This window comes from Faecalibacterium sp. IP-3-29, from assembly GCF_023347335.1.
In the GTDB taxonomy this organism is placed as follows: domain Bacteria; phylum Bacillota; class Clostridia; order Oscillospirales; family Ruminococcaceae; genus Faecalibacterium; species Faecalibacterium duncaniae.
The window spans coordinates 329,789-347,141 of sequence record NZ_CP094471.1; the positions used below are offsets into that span (position 1 = coordinate 329,789).

Below are 17,353 nucleotides of genomic sequence, written 5' to 3' on the forward strand. Positions count from 1 at the left end.
GCAGCGCTTATGCGCCCCACACCAGCCAGAGATACACATAGCCCGTCAGGACGGCTGCCAGTGTGAACGGGATGCCGATGCGCAGAAAATCACGGGTGCGTACTTGCTCACCCTGCTTGCGCAGGATGCCGATGGCTGCAATGTTGGCCGAAGCGCCAATGGGGGTCAGGTTGCCGCCCAGAGTTGCGCCCGTGAGCAGGCCGAAATAAAACAGCTCAGGCGGGAAGCCTACACCGCCGTTCATCAGCTCGGCAATGCCCTGCACCACCGGCAGCATGGTGGCCACATAGGGGATGTTGTCGATGAAGGCAGAAAGGCCCACCGAGACGAATACCAGCAGGGTATAGAGCCGGAAGGGATCATCACCGGAGAGGGTGTAGAACAGCTGGGCGGCGGCATCGATGACCCCGGCCTTGCGGATGCCCTCGATCAGGATGAACAGCCCGAACAACAGCAGCAGGGTGTCGCAGTCCAGCTCCCGGGCCGCCAGCCGGAACGGCGCGAACGAGTGGCGGCGCAGGCAGGCGCGCAGGATGCCGAACAGGCAGACCCCTGCACAGATCAGACCGCTGCGCAGGCCATAGAGCGCCAGCGGCAGACCGCCCGCAGGCTGGGGCAGGAAGGAGGCCGCGATGAGCAGACCCACCGTCAGCAGCATCAGGGCGGAGGGAACTGTGTCGGTGACCTCGGTCTCCACCGTGGCCGAGATGGGCTGGGTCTCGTGCCGGAAAGTGAACAGCAGCACGCCCAGAGAGGCCAGCGCCCCCAGCTCCACCCCGAAGAAGATGCCGGGCCTGCCCTCCATCCAGAAGAAATTGAAGAAGTTCATCCCCGCAAAGCCGCCCAGCAGGATGCTGGTGGTGTCGCCTACAAGGGTGGCAGCTCCCTGCAGGTTGGAGGAGACCGCAATGGAGATGAGGACGGGCACGGGGGAGATCTTGAGCTTGCGGGCAATGGCAAGGCCCACAGGGGCCACCATGAGCACCGTGGCAACATTGTCCACAAAGGCGCTGATGACCCCGGCAAAAAGGGCCAGCATACACACGGCCCATTTCACGTTGGGCACCCGCACGATGAGCAGCTCGGCCAGCCGGGCGGGCATCCTGCTCTCAATAAAGAGGGAGACCGTGCCCATGGTGCCCGCCATCATCAGCAGGACATTGAAATCCACGGCCCGGGCGGCATCTATCAGGGTGAAGTCCCACAGGCCCGCCGCGCCCAGAGCCAGAAACAGAGCGGCCCCGCCCAGCGCGGCAAAAGGCCGGTACTGCGGCAGGACCAGCATCAGAAGATAGGTCAGCAGAAAAATGATCAGTGCAGGAAGCATACGCAGTCCTCAGCTTTCGGGCCTGGCATCGGTGTCCTCGTCGATCATCCGGTATCCCACGCCCAGCTCGTTCAGAATATAGGTGTTGCGCCCGGGCACGCTGCCCAGTTTTTTGCGGATGTTTGCCATGTTGACCTGCAGCTTTTTGGTGCTGCCGCAGTCGGTATCGCCCCAGATGGCCCGAACGATGGCGGCATAGGTCATCACCCGGCCTGCATGTTCCGAGAGGAAGGCCACGATGTTGTATTCGGTCTGGGTCAGCTTGATCTCGGCACCGTCCACAAAGACCTTGCGGCGCTCGTAGTTGATCTCAAGCCCCTGTGCCCGGAACACGCCGCCGGGCATCCCGCCCAGCACGCCGAAGCGGTTGGTGCGCAGGGCGGCGCGCACCCGGGCCAGCAGCTCGCCGGTGCCAAAGGGTTTGGTGATGTAATCGTTGGCTCCCAGATCCAGCGCCTCGATTTTGTCCTGCTCGGTGGTGCGGGCCGAGAGCACGACGATGGGGGTCAGGAACTTCTGCCGCACAAAACGGATGAGCTCCAGTCCGTCCCGGTCAGGCAGGCCCAGATCCAGGATGATAAGGTCCGGATTGTGGGAGGTGAACAGGGTCTGGCCCATGGCGCAGGTGTTGGCAACAAGGGCCTGATAGCCGTTGGTCTCCAGCAGCGTCTCAATAAAGCTGCAGATGTTGGCCTCATCTTCCACGACCAGAACCTTGAATTTGTTATTGCTCATCTTCGTTTTCCTCCGTCTCGATCGATTCGGTCTCCAGCCAGAAGCGGATGCTGGTGCCCTCGCCCACCTTGCTCTCGGCCTGGATCTCGCCGCCGTGGGCCTTGACGATGGCGGCACAGACCGAAAGGCCGATGCCCATGCCGTGCTTGCCGCTGTCGGCTGCGGCATCGGCGGGCAGCACACCGGTGAACAGGGTGCGCAGGCGCTCCTTCGGAATGCCGCAGCCGTTGTCCGATACCTCAAACACCGCCCGGCTGCCCAGCGTGAACACCCGCAGGGTCAGCTGGGTCATCCCCTCGGCGTGGACGGCGGCATTTTCCAAAAGGTTCGTCAGCACCTGCGAGATCAGCATCGAGTCCATGGGGATCACGATGAAGCTGTCGGGCAGGTAGGTGGTAACGGGCACCTTGGGGTAGCGCTTCTGGAACCGCACCAGCACGGTGTCGATCAGCTCGTCCAGCACGGTGGGGGTCTTTTGCACGGCCACCTGCCCGCCGTCAAAGCGGGTGACGGACAGCAGGTTCTCCACCATCCGGTTCAGCCACTGGGCATCGGAACAGGCTTCGCCAAGAAGTTTTAATTTTTGCTCTTTTTCCAGGCTGTCATAATTTTCAATGACTGTGGAACAGGCCCCGTAAATGGAAGTAAGGGGCGTGCGCAGATCGTGGGAGACCGCCCGCAGCAAGGTGGCCCGCATCTTTTCGGTCTCGCTCTCCATCCGCAGCTGTTCCTGCTTTTTGATGCGGGTGGTCAGGGTGCTGGTCATAATGGACACCACCAGCATCGCCATGCCCGAGAACAGGTTTTCCGGCAGGGTGAAGTTGAAGGCAAAGTAAGGGGAGCGGAACGCAAAATTCACGGCCAGCACGCCGATCAGGGAAGCCACCACGCCCCACGCATAGCCATCTGTATAGATCGAGATCAAAAAAACTGCCAGAACAAACACCATCGATGCAACGCCATCGATCCGGCCGGTGATCTGCTGTGTGCCGGTCACGATGAGAAAGGCGGCGCACAGCACAGCGGCTAGGACCAGCGCGTCGTGCCAGCGGGTCTTCTGCTTCATGGGGATCCCTCCATATCTATTCTACTCCAGATGAAAAGTATACCATACTTTTCCTAAAGATGCAGTAAAGGCTGAAAAAAGAGCTGTTGTTCCAGGGATGGGCTGCACAGAATGCCCAAACCAATGGATTCTTTTCCGGTTTTATGCTATTATAAAGAGTGAGAGCAAGGAGAGAGCGCTCTCAGGGATAAGAGAAACCGTAACGTTGCAATAGAAGGAGAAGAGGACTATGGGAAAATATTTTGGCACCGACGGCTTCCGTGGCGAGGCCGGTGTGAACCTGACCGCCGACCACGCCTACAAGGTGGGCCGTTTTCTGGGCTGGTATTATAATGCACTGCGGGAGCGCAGCGGCAACAACGAGCCTGCCCGCATCGTCATCGGCAAGGATACCCGCCGCAGCTCCTACATGTTCGAGTACAGCCTGGTGGCGGGCCTGACCGCTTCCGGTGCGGATGCCTACCTGCTCCACGTCACCACCACCCCCAGCGTGGCCTACATTGCCCGCGTGGATGATTTTGACTGCGGCATTATGATCTCCGCCAGCCATAACCCGTTCTACGACAACGGCATCAAGCTGATCGACTGCTACGGCGAAAAGATGCCCGAGGAGACCCTGCTGCTGGTGGAGGACTACATCGACGGCAAGCTCCATGTCTTTGATCAGGACTGGCCGGAGCTGCCCTTTGCCCACCGGGAGCACATCGGCTGCACCGTGGACTATGTGGCGGGCCGCAACCGCTACATGGGCTACCTCATCAGCCTGGGCATCTACTCCTTCAAGGGCATCAAGGTGGGTCTGGACTGCGCCAACGGTGCCAGCTGGAACATTGCCAAGAGCGTGTTCGATGCGCTGGGTGCAGACACCTATGTCATCAATAACCAGCCCAACGGCCTGAACATCAACCTGAACGCAGGCTCCACCCACATCGAGGGTCTGCAGAAGTTCGTGGTGGAAAAGGGTCTGGACGTGGGCTTTGCCTATGACGGCGATGCAGACCGTTGCCTCTGCGTGGACGAAAAGGGCAATGTGATCACCGGTGACCACATCCTGTACATCTACGGCTGCTACATGAAGGAGCGCGGCAAGCTGCTGACCAACACCGTTGTCACCACAGTCATGTCCAACTTTGGCCTGTACAAGGCCTTTGACGAGCAGGGCATCGGCTACGCCAAGACTGCCGTGGGCGACAAGTATGTCTACGAGTATATGGCAAAGAACGGCTGCCGCATCGGCGGTGAGCAGAGCGGCCACATCATCTTCTCCAAGTACGCCAGCACCGGTGACGGCATCCTGACCAGCCTGAAGATGATGGAGGTCATGCTGGCCAAGAAGAAGCCCCTGAGTGCGCTGGCCGCCCCGCTGAAGATCTACCCGCAGGTGCTGGAGAATGTCCGTGTGACCGATAAGAAGGCCGCGCAGGACGATGCTGCTGTGCAGGCCGCTGTCAAGGCGGTGGCCGAGGTACTGGGCGATACCGGCCGCATCCTTGTCCGGGAGTCCGGCACCGAGCCGGTGGTCCGCGTGATGGTGGAGGCCCCCGACCACGACACCTGCCAGAAGTATGTTTCTCAGGTGGTGGATGTCATCAAGGCACAGGGCTACAACGTCTGACGCTGAGCCGGAAAGAGAGCGCAGGATGAAGAAGTTCAAACGGATGCTGGCGGGGCTGGCCTGTGTGCTGGCGGTCTGCCTGTGTACCCCCACCGCTTTTGCGGCAAAGGTCATCGTCTATTTTGATGCCAACGGCGGTATCTGTACCTCTGCCGCGGAGCGCACCAATGACGAGGGCAAACTGGGCAGCCTGCCCGGTGCCAGCATGGAGGGCTATACCTTCGATGGCTGGTACACCTCTGGCACAGATGATGTCACCGGTTTTCCCATTGATGTGCAGGTCAAAGCCAACGATACGGCGTTTGGTGCGGATACCACCGTCTATGCCCATTGGTCTGCCAACGGCGGCAGCGCGGAAGTGGTGGAGGAAAAAGAGGTAGACCCGGACACCCTTCTTACAACGATGGGGCTGGCGGCCGGAAGCGTCGTTCTGGTGCTGCTGGCAAGCCTGGCACTTTGAGAGGAGCGGACATGCAGCAGAACTTAAAATTTCCGGCGCAGTGCACCGTCATTCCCGCTGAGGAGCTGGAGCAGATCTCCGGCGGCGCTCCTGCCTGGGTAGGAGCGCTGAAGGATCAGATCCGCTCCCTCTGGCATCAGGTCAAGCCGCTGCTGAGCTATGGCGTGGAGCTTGGAAAAGCCTTTGTGCAGATCGTCGGAGCGGCGTATACCATTTATGTCTATGGAAAGATCATCAAGAATTCCATGGAAGGCATCAAGGATACCATGAACTGGTTCATAAACCTGAACTGAGAAAGTAAGACAATAAATAGAGAGCTCTCTTGCATCGCAGCAAAATGATGCAGGGGGAGCTCTCTGTTTATGTTTTGGGAAATTCCGGATTTTCTATTCGACCAAGAAGATAATCGGTAGAGGTATGGTATAGATCAGCAAGTTGAATTAATGTAACGGTTGGAATGTCTCTTAGTCCTTGTTCATAGCGGTTATACTGAGATTGTGGCATTTTTAGAATGGCGGCAAGTTGACGTTGAGTTAAGTCGTGATCTTCGCGCATGTCACGGATTCGGCGGTAGTAGGCCATAAAAATCCTCCTGATATCTGAATGGATATCTTGATAATACCGCAAGGAGATGCTATGCTGGGTGTATGATATCCAATTGGATATCAAAAATACAGGAATTGCTTGAGGAGGATGCAAAATGAAAGAGATTACACGTCGAAACTTCTTGAGAATGGCCACAATTGCAGTGCTCATAAGTGGAATGGGAATGTTGTCGAGTTGCGGAAAAAGTAAAGAAGAGCTGATGAGTGGGGATTGGTATCTCCAAGGAGATGATCGACTGTCCCTTTCGCTTTATGATGATGGTACTTGTCAGATTCGAGGAGACTACGGACAGGGAAAATGGAGCATTGTAGATGAAGATACCTTGAAACTTACAGATTTCTATGGAGAAACAAGAACCTATCCTATTACAGCTGTCGATGATAATTCGCTTGAACTTGAGTTGCCCAATGGTGAAACTGTCACATATTATCATACGGCTGAAGAAGCGTTAAAACATTAAAGCTTCCGGGAGAGGACAATATGAAAAACTTAAAGAATATTGTGCTTTTTACAATAATATCCTTGTTACTGTTCTGCGGGTGCAGTCAGGAAAATAAAAGCGCTTCGGATACAGTGAATCCGCAAGATGGAAAAAGTGTGTCTGAACAACAAGAAACTATAGTGGATTCTGAAAAAGCAGCGGAAAACGTTACGGATAAGATGAGTTTGTTAGAAGCTGTGGGAGAGGGGCATGTTTACTTGACATTCCCCAATTTTGATGAACTTTCAGTAGGCGAAATCAGAGATGGTCAATCGAACAAAAGCGTTCTTTTTGATGCACAGGGAATGGTTCATCACCTGTTTGAAGACGGAAGCAGGGTTGTGTCTGGATACTATAATGGTATGTGCTTACTTAGTAATGGGATGATGGCAACAGAAGACGGAACGCAGCTGCTGGTATCATGGCTTCCAGAGAATGAAAAAATTATCCGGTTTGCAAAGGATGAAGAGGGCGTTCTTCTATGGTCGATAAAGAGAGAAGATGGAATCGATGGGACAAAAGTTACGTTTACCGCAAGAAAAATGGATAGCTCAATCTGTTTTCAATGCGATACGACACAGCCAGAGTTCTCTGAGCTTAATCCGAATGATCTTTATGAGACACTTGTGAATGCTGGATATGATATGAATGCAGAAGGAATCTCTACTCCGTTCATTTATTGCGGAGGAACGCTTTATCGTGTCCGAGGATGGAATGGATATGTCTTTATAAACATTGCAAATGGAAAACTCCATTATATTTCTGAATTTAATGCATGTCAGATTAGAATGGAAAATGGTGTGATGTTTCAGACAGCACCGAGCATTCGAGTTTTGGACGATGACTTTAATGAACTGCCGGAGTGGAAGAGTATTAAATCACAGCGAAGTGGAACGCCAGTATTGGCAGAGGGGCTGATTTACCTTGATGCAAGAAGAGATACAGGTGAGTTTGAGAAATATCCATCAGGATTTTATGATATTCACTTGAACTGTATCATCGATTTGAGCCAGTATAACATTCAGCCGGTTACAACTGATGAACCACGATTTATGAATGGGTATGCTGCATTGCAAATGCTGAATCCTGATGGGGTTCCTTTTTGGGGAATCATAAGAAAAGACGGGACGTGGAGTGTTGAACCGCAAAAGGGGACAATAAAGAGCATATATCCAACGAAAGATGGATTACTGGTAACAGTGAGTCAAGAAAATGACTATTATACGACAATCAATCAGGTGGGACAGAATCTTAGTGACGTAGAAACGTTTGTATTTGATGGAGCAAACGGATATTGGAATTCGGCCTATGAGATTTATAATGAATCGCTCTATGCAACAATAAATGGAGAAATTGTAAGAATAGATAAAAATGGTTCGGCTGAATTTTTATGCTGATAAGTAAAGAAGGGCAAGAATAATGCAACAGCCCCCACGGTATGCAGCTTTTTGCTGTATCTGGTGGGGGCTGTTGCTGTTATTCTATGATAGAAGGGATAAAGAATCAGTTGTCGTCGCTGTCGAGCTTCAGCACGGCGGTAAAGGCCTCACTGGGCAGGGAGACGCTGCCGAGCTGGCGCATCTTCTTTTTGCCCTCCTTCTGCTTTTCCAGCAGCTTCTTCTTGCGGGAGATATCGCCGCCGTAGCACTTGGCCAGCACGTCCTTGCGCATGGCCTTGACGGTCTCACGGGCGATGATCTTGCCGCCGATGGCGGCCTGCACCGGGATCTCGAACAGGGTGCGGGGAATGTTATCCCGCAGCTTTTCGCAGATGCGGCGGCCCTTGGCGTAGGCGTTGTCCCGGAACACGATCATGGAGAGTGCGTCCACAGGGTCACCATTCAGCAGGAAGTCCAGCTTGACCAGATCGCTCTCGCGGTACTCCTTGAACTCGTAGTCGTAGCTGGCGTAACCGCGGCTGCGGCTCTTGATGGCATCGAAGAAGTCGTAGACGATCTCGCCCAGAGGCAGGGCGTAGTGCAGGTCCACGCGGACATCATCCAGATACTTCATGTCGATGAGCACGCCGCGCTTCTGCTGGCACAGATCCATCAGGGCACCCACGTAATCGTTGGGGGTGTAAAGGTGGACATCCACAAAAGGCTCCTCCTGCTTGACGATGTTGGAGGGGTCTGGGTAGCTGGAGGGGTTGTCGATCATCTCCACAGTGCCGTCTGTCATGGTCAGGCGGTAGCGGACGCTGGGGGTCGTGGTGATGATATCCAGGTCGAACTCCCGCTCGAGACGCTCGGTGATGATCTCCATGTGGAGCAGGCCCAGGAAGCCGCAGCGGAAGCCAAAGCCCAGCGCGGCACTGGTCTCAAGTTCAAAGGTCAGGGAAGCGTCGTTCAGCTGCAGTTTTTCCAGCGCGTCTTTCAGGTCGGGGTACTTGGCACCGTCGGCGGGGTAGATGCCGCAGAACACCATGGGCTTGACCTGACGGTAGCCGGGCAGGGCCTCGGAGGTGGGGCGGTCTGCCAGTGTGACGGTATCGCCCACGCGGGTGTCCTGCACGGTCTTGATGCTGGCGGTCAGGTAGCCGACCTCGCCGGCCTGCAGCTGGCTGCAGGGGGTCAGGCTGGTGGCACCCATGTGGCCCACCTCTACCAGTGTGAACTCGGCCCCGGTGGCCATCATCTTGATGGTGTCGCCGGGCTTCACCGTGCCCTCGAACACGCGGATGTAGACGATAACGCCCTTGTAGCTGTCGTAGATGCTGTCAAAGATCAGGGCCTTGAGGGGAGCGTCCGGGTCACCGGTGGGGGCGGGGATATCGCTGACCACCCGCTCCAGCACCTGATCGATATTCAGGCCGGTCTTGGCGGAGACGCGGGGCGCATCCATGCAGGGCAGGCCGATCACATCCTCCACCTCCTGGGCCACCTCGTCCGGGTGGGCGCTGGGCAGGTCGATCTTGTTCAGGATGGGCACCAGCTCCAGATCGTGCTCCAGCGCCATATAGGTGTTGGCCAGCGTCTGGGCCTCCACACCCTGGGTGGCATCCACCACCAGAATGGCACCCTCACAGGCGGCCAGACTGCGGCTGACCTCGTAGGCGAAGTCCACATGGCCCGGGGTGTCGATGAGGTTGAACTCGTAGGTCTTGCCGTCCTTGGCAGTGTAGTTCAGGGTAACGGCGCGGGCCTTGATGGTGATGCCGCGCTCCCGCTCGATGTCCATGTTATCGAGGATCTGATCCTCCATGGTGCGCTCGTCCACGCTTTTGGTCAGCTCCAGGATGCGGTCCGACAGGGTGGACTTGCCGTGGTCGATGTGTGCAATGATGCAGAAATTTCGGATGTTGTCTCTTGCCATGTAATTCCTCCGGGAGAGTGTGTTAGTCGTTCAGGATCCAGTCCTCTACGGCAGCGGTGGTGCCGTGTTCCAGATAAACGCGGGGCACCCGGCGGGAAACGCCGCAGAGCACCTCGTAGGTGATGGTATCGGTTTTGCGGGCAATGTCCTCTGCACTGTCGCTGACAGTGCCGCCCCACAGGATGGCTTCGTCCCCCTCCTGCACCGTGTCCGGCACAGCGGAGAGATCCACCATCATCTGATCCATACAGACCCGGCCCAGCACCGGGCAGGGCGTGCCGTGGATCTCCACGATGCCCTTGCCGCAGCTGAGCTGGCGGGGGTAGCCATCGGCGTAGCCGGTGCAGAGGGTGGCCACCGGTGTGGGCCGCTCTGCTGTGAACCGGCGGCCATAGCTGGTGGACTGGCCCGGCTGCAGCACCTTGACCATGCTGACCACGGTCTTGAGTTTCATTGCCGGGCGGAACAGCCCGAAGCGGATTTCATCGCTGGGGTCAAAGCCGTACAGGATGATGCCGGGGCGGGCCATGCAGTGTGCCCGGGGCAGGCCCTCGGGCCAGTCCGGGTGGAGCATCACACCGGCAGAGTTGTCGCAGTGGACGATGCCGGGTTCGTGCCCGGTAGCCTTCAGCGCGTGGAACGCCTTCACGAACAGCGCGTGCTGCTCGGCGGTGTAGGCAATGTTTTCCTCAGCGATGTCATCGGCCACCGAGAAGTGCTGGAACAGGCCGGTCATTTCCAGGCCGGGCAGGGTGCAGGCGGCGATGGCCTCGGCAATGGCGGCATCAAAATCGGTGCGCAGAGCAAAGCCGATGCGGCCCATGCCGGTATCCACAGCCAGATGCACTTTGACCCGGCCCCCGGCGGCCTGTGCGGCCTCGCTCAGGGCTTTGGCCTGGGGCAGGGAATAGCAGGCCGCGGTGATATCGTCCCGGATGAGGGCGGCGGCGTACGCGGGCTGCACATGGCCCAGAATGAGGATGGGCAGGGTCTGGCCGCTCCTGCGCAGCTGCAGGGCCTCGGCCAGGCAGCTGACAGCCAGCCAGGAAGCGCCCTCCTGCGCAAAGACCCGGGCGCACTGGACGGCACCGTGGCCGTAGCTGTCGGCCTTGACCACGGCACACAGGGGCAGGCAGCCTGCCCGCTGCTTTACGGTGCGGAAGTTGGCCCGCAGGGCATCGAGGTCGATCTCAGCCCAGACGTGTTTTTCAAAGTTCTGCATCTGCATGATGCATTCCCTCCTTTGGGGATGGATTGGAAGCGCGGCCTGTGTGGACCGGCCGCCAGCCATCAATGCCGCTCTCCTGCAGGGCATGGAGCGTTTTTTGCCGGAAAGCGTGGTCGGTGCGGCAGCGCTCCCGGACAAAATCCTTGGTCTGCTCCCGCACGGTCACACCGTCGGCGGGGCAGCGGCTCTTGACGATGGGGAAGTCCTCCTCCTTTACCGCACAGCGCACCTCGTGTTCGGTGGCCAGCAGCATGGGGCGGATCAGGGTCAGGCCCCGGCGGTCCAGCTGGGTGACCGGGGAGAAGCAGCCAATGCGGCCCTCCCGCCAGAGATTCATGTAAAAGGTCTCGACAGCATCATCAAGGTGGTGACCCAGCGCCACTTTATTGCAGCCCAGCTCCTGCGCCGCCGTGTGCAGCGCGCCCCGGCGCAGCCTGGCGCAGAGGGAACAGGGGTTCTTTTCCTGCCGGTATTCAAACACGATAGGGCCGATCTCGGTGCGGCGCACCTCGTAGGGAACCCCATACCGGGCGAACAGCGCCGCCAGCGGGCTGTAATCCACAGCCTGGTGGTCAAACTGCGGGTCAAGGGTGACGGCCACGACCTCATAATCAAAGCCGAGGTAACGGCGCAGCTGGGCCAACCCGATGGTCAGAGCCACGCTGTCCTTGCCGCCCGAAACGCCCACCATGATCTTATCACCGGGGGAGATCATCTCGTAATCCTGCACGGCCTTGCGCATCAGGCCGCAGAGCCGCTGCATGGCGTGTGGATCGCTCATGTCAGGCTCACGCTTTCCACCAGATTGACGATATCGCTGATGGAGGCCAGTTTGGTCAGGCCGGAGACATAGACCACATCGCCGCTGTCGTATTCGATGGTGGCCAGCACGGCGTAGTAGGCCTGGATATCACAGCGCACGGCAGTGACCGTGGCACCCTCCACCTGCAGCTTGACCTTGCGGGGGCTGATGACACCGTAGGCTGCTTTCAGGTCGGCTTCCGACTGGCCGATGAAATCTTCGTAAGTGGCTTTGTCACCCCGCTGGAACAGCACCACCTGATAGTTGGCGTTGGCGCTGTCCTCACCGGAAGCCAGCTGCAGCGCATGGCCCAGCGCGGCATCCTCGGTCATCTGGCAGACGGGCCAGACGGCACTTTCGTAATCCACCGAGATGCCATTCTCCGCATCAAAGTGGGTGTCGGGGTTGGCGGGAGTGCGGCGGTTGACGGCCAGCGTCAGCCCAAAGTAGGCCAGCGCACCCAAAAGCACGATCACGCCCATGGCGAGCAGCAGCCTGGAGGCCCGCTGCTGGGAGGAATCCTGCGTGTGAATGTCTTTCGGCATGGGAAAAAACTCCTTTTTACAATATCTTATATAGTATAACACACTTAGCGGCAAAATTGTAGCGCCGCCGGGACAAATTTGCCCCCCGGAGGCCGAAAAACTTTTTGAAAATGCGATTTTAGAAATAACGAGATTTCGAGAGGATTCAAGAGATTTTGAGAGGTATAAAAATTTCCACTGAAAAAATCGCAAAAAGATGTTGACAGGCGCTTTTTTGTGTTGTATACTGACACTCGCGCCCCAAAGGCGCCTGAATCGTACCAAACACTTATCAGGAGGAAATAGATATGAGCACTACTCTCGTAAAGCCCGCTGAAGTCGAGCGCAAGTGGTATCTGCTCGACGCAACCGGCAAGAGCCTGGGTCACGTCGCTGCTGAGGCCGCTGTTCTGCTGCGCGGCAAGCAGAAGGTCAACTACACCCCCAATGTCGATTGCGGCGATTACGTCGTTGTCGTCAACTGCGACAAGGCAGTTCTGACCGGCAAGAAGGCTGAGCAGAAGTTCCACATCACCCACAGCAAGTACATTGGCGGCCTGAAGAAGGTCCAGTACAGCAAGCTGATGGCTGAGAACAGCGACCTGGCTATGACCTACGCTATCAAGGGCATGATCCCTTCCAACACCATCGGTGCTAAGGCTCTGACCCGTCTGCACTGCTACCAGGGTGCCGAGCACGCTCACGCAGCTCAGAAGCCCGAGAAGATCGAGTTCTAAGAAGGAGGCAATCGAACATGTACGAAACCAAACCTTATTTCTACGGCACTGGTCGTCGTAAGGATTCCGTTGCCCGCGTTCGCGTTTACACCGGCACCGGCAAGATCACCATCAACGATCGTGATATCGACAACTACTTCGGTCTGGAGACCCTGAAGCTGATCGTCCGTTCTCCGCTGGTCCTGCTGGGCCTGGAGGGCAAGTACGATGTCGTCGTCCGCGTTTCTGGCGGCGGTGTTTCCGGCCAGGCTGGCGCTATCCGCCACGGCCTGTCCCGCGCCCTGCTGCAGCAGAGCGATGAGAATCGTTCTGTTCTGAAGAAGGCTGGCTTCCTGACCCGCGATCCTCGTATGAAGGAGCGTAAGAAGTACGGTCTGAAGGCTGCACGTCGTGCACCCCAGTTCTCCAAGCGCTGATTTATTTCAGATGTATCTTTACGGCTCTGCTTCGGCAGAGCCGTTTTTTGTTGCCTGCTTTCCCGGAGAACTGGGGAGCACGACTGCGCATCTCCGGCGGTTGCCCCGCAAGGGGCGAGCCGGTGGCGCTGAAGATCTTTGCTCAAGCATCGCGTGCAGGGCGCAGCCCTGCCAGCGATGCACCCCAGTTCTCCAAGCGCTAATCTACAGCTTAATAATGCTAAAAAAGCCCGGGAATACACCATTTCCCGGGCTTTTTCTATGCCTGAAATTCTGTTTGGACTAGATGATGGAAGTGTTTGAGAACCAGGAGTTCGGTTCGATCCGCGTGTTGCAGGAGGCAGGCAAGACCTTCTTCTGTGCAAGCGACGTGGCGAAAGCGTTGGGGTATGTGAATCCCTACGCCGCTGTGAAGCGCCATTGCAGAGGCCCCCTAACGAAACGCGAGGGGGTCGTTCAGAAGGTGAATCAGTATGGAAGTGCTGGAGAGCAGGTCGTTGAAATTTCCTTTATCACAGAAGGCGATGTTTATAGGCTGATCGTTCACAGCAAGCTGCCATCGGCAGAACGATTTGAACACTGGGTGTTTGATGAAGTTCTCCCTTCCATCCGCAAACATGGTGTGTATCCCAAACGCTTTTCCCTGCATCCGTCGCAAATGTAAAAAGGCACCGCACCTGCCCCGAAAGGCTGGTGTGACGCTGTGGTGTACTTCTGGGGAAGTGCAGCTGGCTGCCCGGTCTGGGCCCTTTAGCTTTGCGTCGCAGCCTTCCAGCTGGTTTGCCGATTCTTCTGTTTTGTGTGTGGGGGGAGGGCTCTTTTGCATTTTATTATGCCCCCTATATAGGAATCAAGGGGTTTTCCATGAGTTTGTCATTTGTAACAAATGCAGTCTATTTTTTAGTGCGATTTGACGGGGGTGGGGGGCCCTCTCAGTCAAAGACTTTGGCTGAGAGGGTTAAGCCATTACTAAGAAAACGCCGCCGCACAGGTCGCAATTCTGTGCAGCGGCGTTCCTATGGAGGATGATAAAGTATCACTTGGAAATGGCGCAGTTATTCGTACAGGGCATCAAAGTTGGTCAGTTCCACCTCATGCTCATCCAGCCAGCGACGAACCTGCGGGTCACACAGGGTCGCCAGATCACGGCAGCGGGGCAGGGTCAGGGAAGTATTGTCCAGAAGGTACTGATCCAGATAACCCGGATGGAAATGTAGGATATTGTACTCGTAGGGAGAGCTCAGGATGCCGAAGCGGTCTTCCAGCCAGTCCTCCGGGCGGCTGCCCCGGTTCAGAATCTCCATTGCGTTGCTGTTGCCCAAACTGAACAGCTCGCAGGCCGGTTTCATCGGCAGTTCTTCGGCCAGCGTATCGCCCATGTTATGGATGCCCAGCTTCTTTCCGATATCCCGGAACGCCTGCTCCATGGGCCTTGTCATGGCGCTGTGGCCCTCAAAATGCCGGGGATAATGTCCCACAAGTTCTTTGTGCCGGTCCAGCTGGGCCATGGTCTCGGTATACAGGTCCTCATAGCTGGGGTAAACTTCGCCCTTGCATTTGGCATCATTGGGATTCTCGCTCTTCCACAGATAGCTGCGGTAGAACATTCCCTCTTCGTTTACCAGCGTGGGCACCTTTTCCGGGGCGCTGACGGGGCGGTACTGCACAAAATTGGTGTGCTGGACCAGCGGCACCTCCGGGCACTCGCTCTGCCAGAGTTTCACCGCATGGGGGACGGCGGCCATGTTGCTCATCAGCGAGAGGGTGCAGACCACGCCCTCCTTATAGGCTTTGATGACACCATAGTTGTATGCCTCACTGAAGCCGAAATCATCGGCTACTACGATCAACTTCTTGCTCATAGCTGTTTCCTTTGTCCTTATCGGTTCAGATAATCCGCATTGAAGATCTTGCCCTCGGTGCTGCGGTCATAGACCTTCCGGCCCTCGGCGTAGGTGACCTGTGCCTGATAATCGTCGCTGATGACCACCAGATCTGCGTCCTTGCCCACTTCAATGGTACCCTTGCGGTCGGCAAAACCATACTTGATGCAGGGATTGAGGCAGGCCATCTTCAGGCAGGTCTCCAGCGGGATGCCAACATTGTTCACCAGATTTCTGATGTCGAACAGCACCGGCTGGCTGGAACCGCACAGGCGGCCGGTATCGGTCAGAACAAAGCCCTCCGGGGTCACATTCAGGGCCATCCCCTCAAAGATGCCCTCATACTTGCCCACCGGTGCACCGGACAGAGCCGTACAGTCACTGACCATCATGAATTTGTCGGTGCTCTTGACCTTGAAGTAGATGCCCAGCATCTCATCGCAGATGTGCAGGCCGTCGCAGATCACCTCACAGGTAACGTTTTCATTGGTCAGGGCTGCTCCCAGACCGCCGATGTCCCGGTGATGCATATCGGTCATGACGTTGCCGGTATGGGTCGCCACACTGATGCCCTTGGCATAGGCGGCCATGGCCTGCTTATAGTTGTTGTCACTGTGGGCGGCTGCCACTGTGATGCCCTGCGAGAGGAAATACTCGATGATGGGGTCCATCCCGGGGATCTCCGGTGCCAGTGCCACAAGACGCAGCCACCCGCCGCCGGCTTCCACCATGGCATGTGCCGTCTCCATACTTACCTCCGGCCAGCCGGTACGGATGCCTTTTTCACCGGTGCGGTTCAGCCAGGGGCCTTCGCTGTGGATACCCAGAATGGTTGCACCGTCCTGATCACCCTCTTTTGCCACCTCTGCCACCGCACGGATGGAATCCGGGTCGCACACCGTCGGGAAGATGTTCACGGTGCCCTGACTTGCCAGCCCCTTCAGATAACCTTTCACGGATGCGATCTGCTTTTCATGGGGGGCATTCTTATTCATGATATCATAACCGCAGGTGCCGTGGTTATGAGTATCAAAAATGCCGGGGATAATTCGCTGGTCGCCGTATTCAATGGCTTCGGGGTCGGTCGTGTTTTCTGCAAAGGCAGTGATCTTGCCGCCTTCCACAGTCAGCACACCTGCCTTGGGGCCTTCCGGCGTATAAATGCGGTTGGAATGCAGTTTCATAATTCAGTTCTCCTTCTTATTTGCTTCCTGTTTTGCAAAATCGGCCAACGCCCGTTCCATCCGCTCCATCCGGGGCAGATCCAGTACATGGTCCTGTGCACAGCAGGTATTCTCCACAACAAATTCGCCTTTTTCCACTCGTCCACAGCTGAGCATCATCCCTCTGGGAAAGAGCGCCAGCAGATTCCGCTGCCGCTGTTCCTCCGGGTAGTTCCGGTCATAGACCTTATCCTCCGGCAACAAACTGCACAGCTGTTCCGCCGCCTCTTTCCGGTACTCGCCGTGCGCCAGCGCCACTGCCGGGCCGCTGGTCAGATTGTCCAGCAGCAGAACAGTTGCCGCAGTTGGCATCTCCTGCGCCAGAAGCCGGAAGCCGTCATAGTTATCCACTGCATGGTCACAGAAGGCAAAAGCGATGTTCTCCTCACCGCTCAGGTCCTCCGCCAGCTTTACGGCAGTGGCGACCGCACCGGAACAGCGGCTGAAGTTGCAGGGGCTTGCATGGGGCAGCAGCAGCCAGACACCTACCCCTGCCAGCAGCAGTGCCGCCAGCGTCCGGGGCAGCATGGCACCGGTTCCCCGTCCGGACCAGAACATCAGGCAGGCCGCTCCGAAACAGAGCAGTTCCAGCACGCATTGCAGTGCAAGGTCTCTCCCCCGCTGCTGAACATTTTTGTCCGGATGGAACGGATAGTATTTCTGGGGCCGCAGCGCCTTTGCCGGCGTATCAAAGGGGACCGCAATGACGACCTTTGCATTTGCCAGATCCCCGGCGATCAGGTTTTCGATTTTGGAAAACCGTCCTTCCCTCTGTTGAACCCGCACCGGCCAGCCCAGCGGCGGTAGGCTCTCGTTGAGCTGCTGGGCAAAAAGATATTTCTGCTTTGCAGTGCGCCGTTTGCCCAGGGTGACACCATACAGCATCATCAGGTCTTGCAATGTCATATCCGTTCTCCTTCTACAAAAAAGTCCGG

18 protein-coding genes, 1 pseudogene and 1 riboswitch are annotated in these 17,353 nt (G+C 56.9%); of the genes and pseudogenes, 8 read left to right on the forward strand and 11 right to left on the reverse strand.

Annotation, left to right across the window (positions count from 1 at the left end; all coding sequences use genetic code 11):
• Positions 1-7: 7 nt before the first annotated feature.
• The 3 genes from MTP40_RS01475 to MTP40_RS01485 are packed head-to-tail and all read right to left on the reverse strand — an operon-like array spanning position 8 to position 3,128.
• Complete coding sequence (locus MTP40_RS01475) at positions 8-1,327, reverse strand: SLC13 family permease (RefSeq protein WP_249259705.1); 1,320 nt, start codon at positions 1,325-1,327, stop codon at positions 8-10.
• A gap of 9 nt (positions 1,328-1,336) precedes the next feature.
• Complete coding sequence (locus tag MTP40_RS01480; protein WP_097770172.1) at positions 1,337-2,062, reverse strand: response regulator transcription factor; 726 nt, start codon at positions 2,060-2,062, stop codon at positions 1,337-1,339.
• Positions 2,052-3,128: a sensor histidine kinase gene (locus tag MTP40_RS01485; protein WP_249257820.1), complete on the reverse strand. Its 1,077-nt coding sequence runs from the start codon at positions 3,126-3,128 to the stop codon at positions 2,052-2,054. Before MTP40_RS01485 ends, MTP40_RS01480 begins: the two co-directional genes overlap by 11 nt.
• Before the next feature lie 229 nt (positions 3,129-3,357).
• Between MTP40_RS01485 and glmM the strand changes: the two genes are divergently transcribed.
• Genes glmM through MTP40_RS01500 form a run of 3 tightly spaced genes read left to right on the forward strand, consistent with a single transcriptional unit; the run spans position 3,358 to position 5,496 of the window.
• Positions 3,358-4,743, forward strand: coding sequence for a phosphoglucosamine mutase (gene glmM, locus MTP40_RS01490; protein WP_249257821.1), 1,386 nt, complete (start codon positions 3,358-3,360; stop codon positions 4,741-4,743).
• Positions 4,744-4,768: 25 nt separating this feature from the next.
• A complete protein-coding gene (locus MTP40_RS01495) occupies positions 4,769-5,203 on the forward strand; it encodes an InlB B-repeat-containing protein (RefSeq protein WP_186851636.1) in 435 nt (144 codons plus the stop codon).
• Between the two features lie 11 nt (positions 5,204-5,214).
• Positions 5,215-5,496 carry a hypothetical protein gene (locus MTP40_RS01500; protein WP_207684387.1) on the forward strand — a complete coding sequence of 94 codons (282 nt, stop codon included), beginning with the start codon at positions 5,215-5,217 and terminating at the stop codon, positions 5,494-5,496.
• 67 nt (positions 5,497-5,563) lie between these two features.
• Here the strand turns inward: MTP40_RS01500 and MTP40_RS01505 are convergent, their stop codons facing one another.
• Positions 5,564-5,785, reverse strand: coding sequence for a helix-turn-helix domain-containing protein (locus MTP40_RS01505; protein WP_117534224.1), 222 nt, complete (start codon positions 5,783-5,785; stop codon positions 5,564-5,566).
• Between the two features lie 118 nt (positions 5,786-5,903).
• On the opposite strand from MTP40_RS01505, the gene MTP40_RS01510 reads away from it, so the two are divergent.
• Both MTP40_RS01510 and MTP40_RS01515 read left to right on the forward strand, forming a co-directional pair.
• Positions 5,904-6,269: a hypothetical protein gene (locus MTP40_RS01510; RefSeq protein WP_156058929.1), complete on the forward strand. Its 366-nt coding sequence runs from the start codon at positions 5,904-5,906 to the stop codon at positions 6,267-6,269.
• Between the two features lie 20 nt (positions 6,270-6,289).
• Entirely contained in the window at positions 6,290-7,687 is a 1,398-nt protein-coding gene (locus MTP40_RS01515) for a hypothetical protein (protein ID WP_186851638.1), read from the forward strand.
• A gap of 106 nt (positions 7,688-7,793) precedes the next feature.
• Here the strand turns inward: MTP40_RS01515 and lepA are convergent, their stop codons facing one another.
• Genes lepA through MTP40_RS01535 form a run of 4 tightly spaced genes read right to left on the reverse strand, consistent with a single transcriptional unit; the run spans position 7,794 to position 12,180 of the window.
• Positions 7,794-9,605, reverse strand: a complete 1,812-nt coding sequence (gene lepA, locus MTP40_RS01520) for a translation elongation factor 4 (RefSeq protein ID WP_207684388.1) — start codon at positions 9,603-9,605, stop codon at positions 7,794-7,796.
• 22 nt (positions 9,606-9,627) lie between these two features.
• A complete protein-coding gene (gene alr / locus MTP40_RS01525) occupies positions 9,628-10,833 on the reverse strand; it encodes an alanine racemase (RefSeq protein ID WP_207684389.1) in 1,206 nt (401 codons plus the stop codon).
• The gene (locus MTP40_RS01530) at positions 10,814-11,614 is read right to left on the reverse strand and encodes a tRNA 2-thiocytidine biosynthesis TtcA family protein (protein ID WP_207684390.1); all 801 of its coding nucleotides are present in this window, start codon (positions 11,612-11,614) and stop codon (positions 10,814-10,816) included. The genes alr and MTP40_RS01530 overlap by 20 nt, the downstream gene beginning before the upstream one ends.
• A complete protein-coding gene (locus MTP40_RS01535) occupies positions 11,611-12,180 on the reverse strand; it encodes a hypothetical protein (protein ID WP_097772909.1) in 570 nt (189 codons plus the stop codon). The genes MTP40_RS01530 and MTP40_RS01535 overlap by 4 nt, the downstream gene beginning before the upstream one ends.
• A gap of 287 nt (positions 12,181-12,467) precedes the next feature.
• On the opposite strand from MTP40_RS01535, the gene rplM reads away from it, so the two are divergent.
• The 3 genes and pseudogenes from rplM to MTP40_RS01550 form a co-directional block, all read left to right on the forward strand.
• Complete coding sequence (gene rplM, locus MTP40_RS01540) at positions 12,468-12,896, forward strand: 50S ribosomal protein L13 (RefSeq protein ID WP_005929998.1); 429 nt, start codon at positions 12,468-12,470, stop codon at positions 12,894-12,896.
• A 17-nt stretch (positions 12,897-12,913) separates the two neighbouring features.
• Positions 12,914-13,312 carry a 30S ribosomal protein S9 gene (gene rpsI, locus MTP40_RS01545; RefSeq protein ID WP_005929995.1) on the forward strand — a complete coding sequence of 133 codons (399 nt, stop codon included), beginning with the start codon at positions 12,914-12,916 and terminating at the stop codon, positions 13,310-13,312.
• 286 nt (positions 13,313-13,598) lie between these two features.
• Positions 13,599-13,940 (forward strand): annotated as a pseudogene (locus tag MTP40_RS01550) (BRO-N domain-containing protein); the annotation flags it as partial.
• Positions 13,941-14,032: 92 nt separating this feature from the next.
• A riboswitch (cyclic di-GMP riboswitch) is annotated at positions 14,033-14,107 on the reverse strand.
• A gap of 260 nt (positions 14,108-14,367) precedes the next feature.
• Here MTP40_RS01550 and MTP40_RS01555 read toward each other — a convergent pair.
• From MTP40_RS01555 to MTP40_RS01565, 3 genes are read right to left on the reverse strand one after another with little or no spacing between them, the layout of a single operon-like run.
• Positions 14,368-15,174: a ChbG/HpnK family deacetylase gene (locus MTP40_RS01555; RefSeq protein WP_005933023.1), complete on the reverse strand. Its 807-nt coding sequence runs from the start codon at positions 15,172-15,174 to the stop codon at positions 14,368-14,370.
• Positions 15,175-15,191: 17 nt separating this feature from the next.
• Positions 15,192-16,379: an N-acetylglucosamine-6-phosphate deacetylase gene (locus MTP40_RS01560; protein WP_005933024.1), complete on the reverse strand. Its 1,188-nt coding sequence runs from the start codon at positions 16,377-16,379 to the stop codon at positions 15,192-15,194.
• A gap of 3 nt (positions 16,380-16,382) precedes the next feature.
• Positions 16,383-17,324, reverse strand: coding sequence for a hypothetical protein (locus MTP40_RS01565; RefSeq protein WP_005933025.1), 942 nt, complete (start codon positions 17,322-17,324; stop codon positions 16,383-16,385).
• Positions 17,325-17,353: the final 29 nt, after the last annotated feature.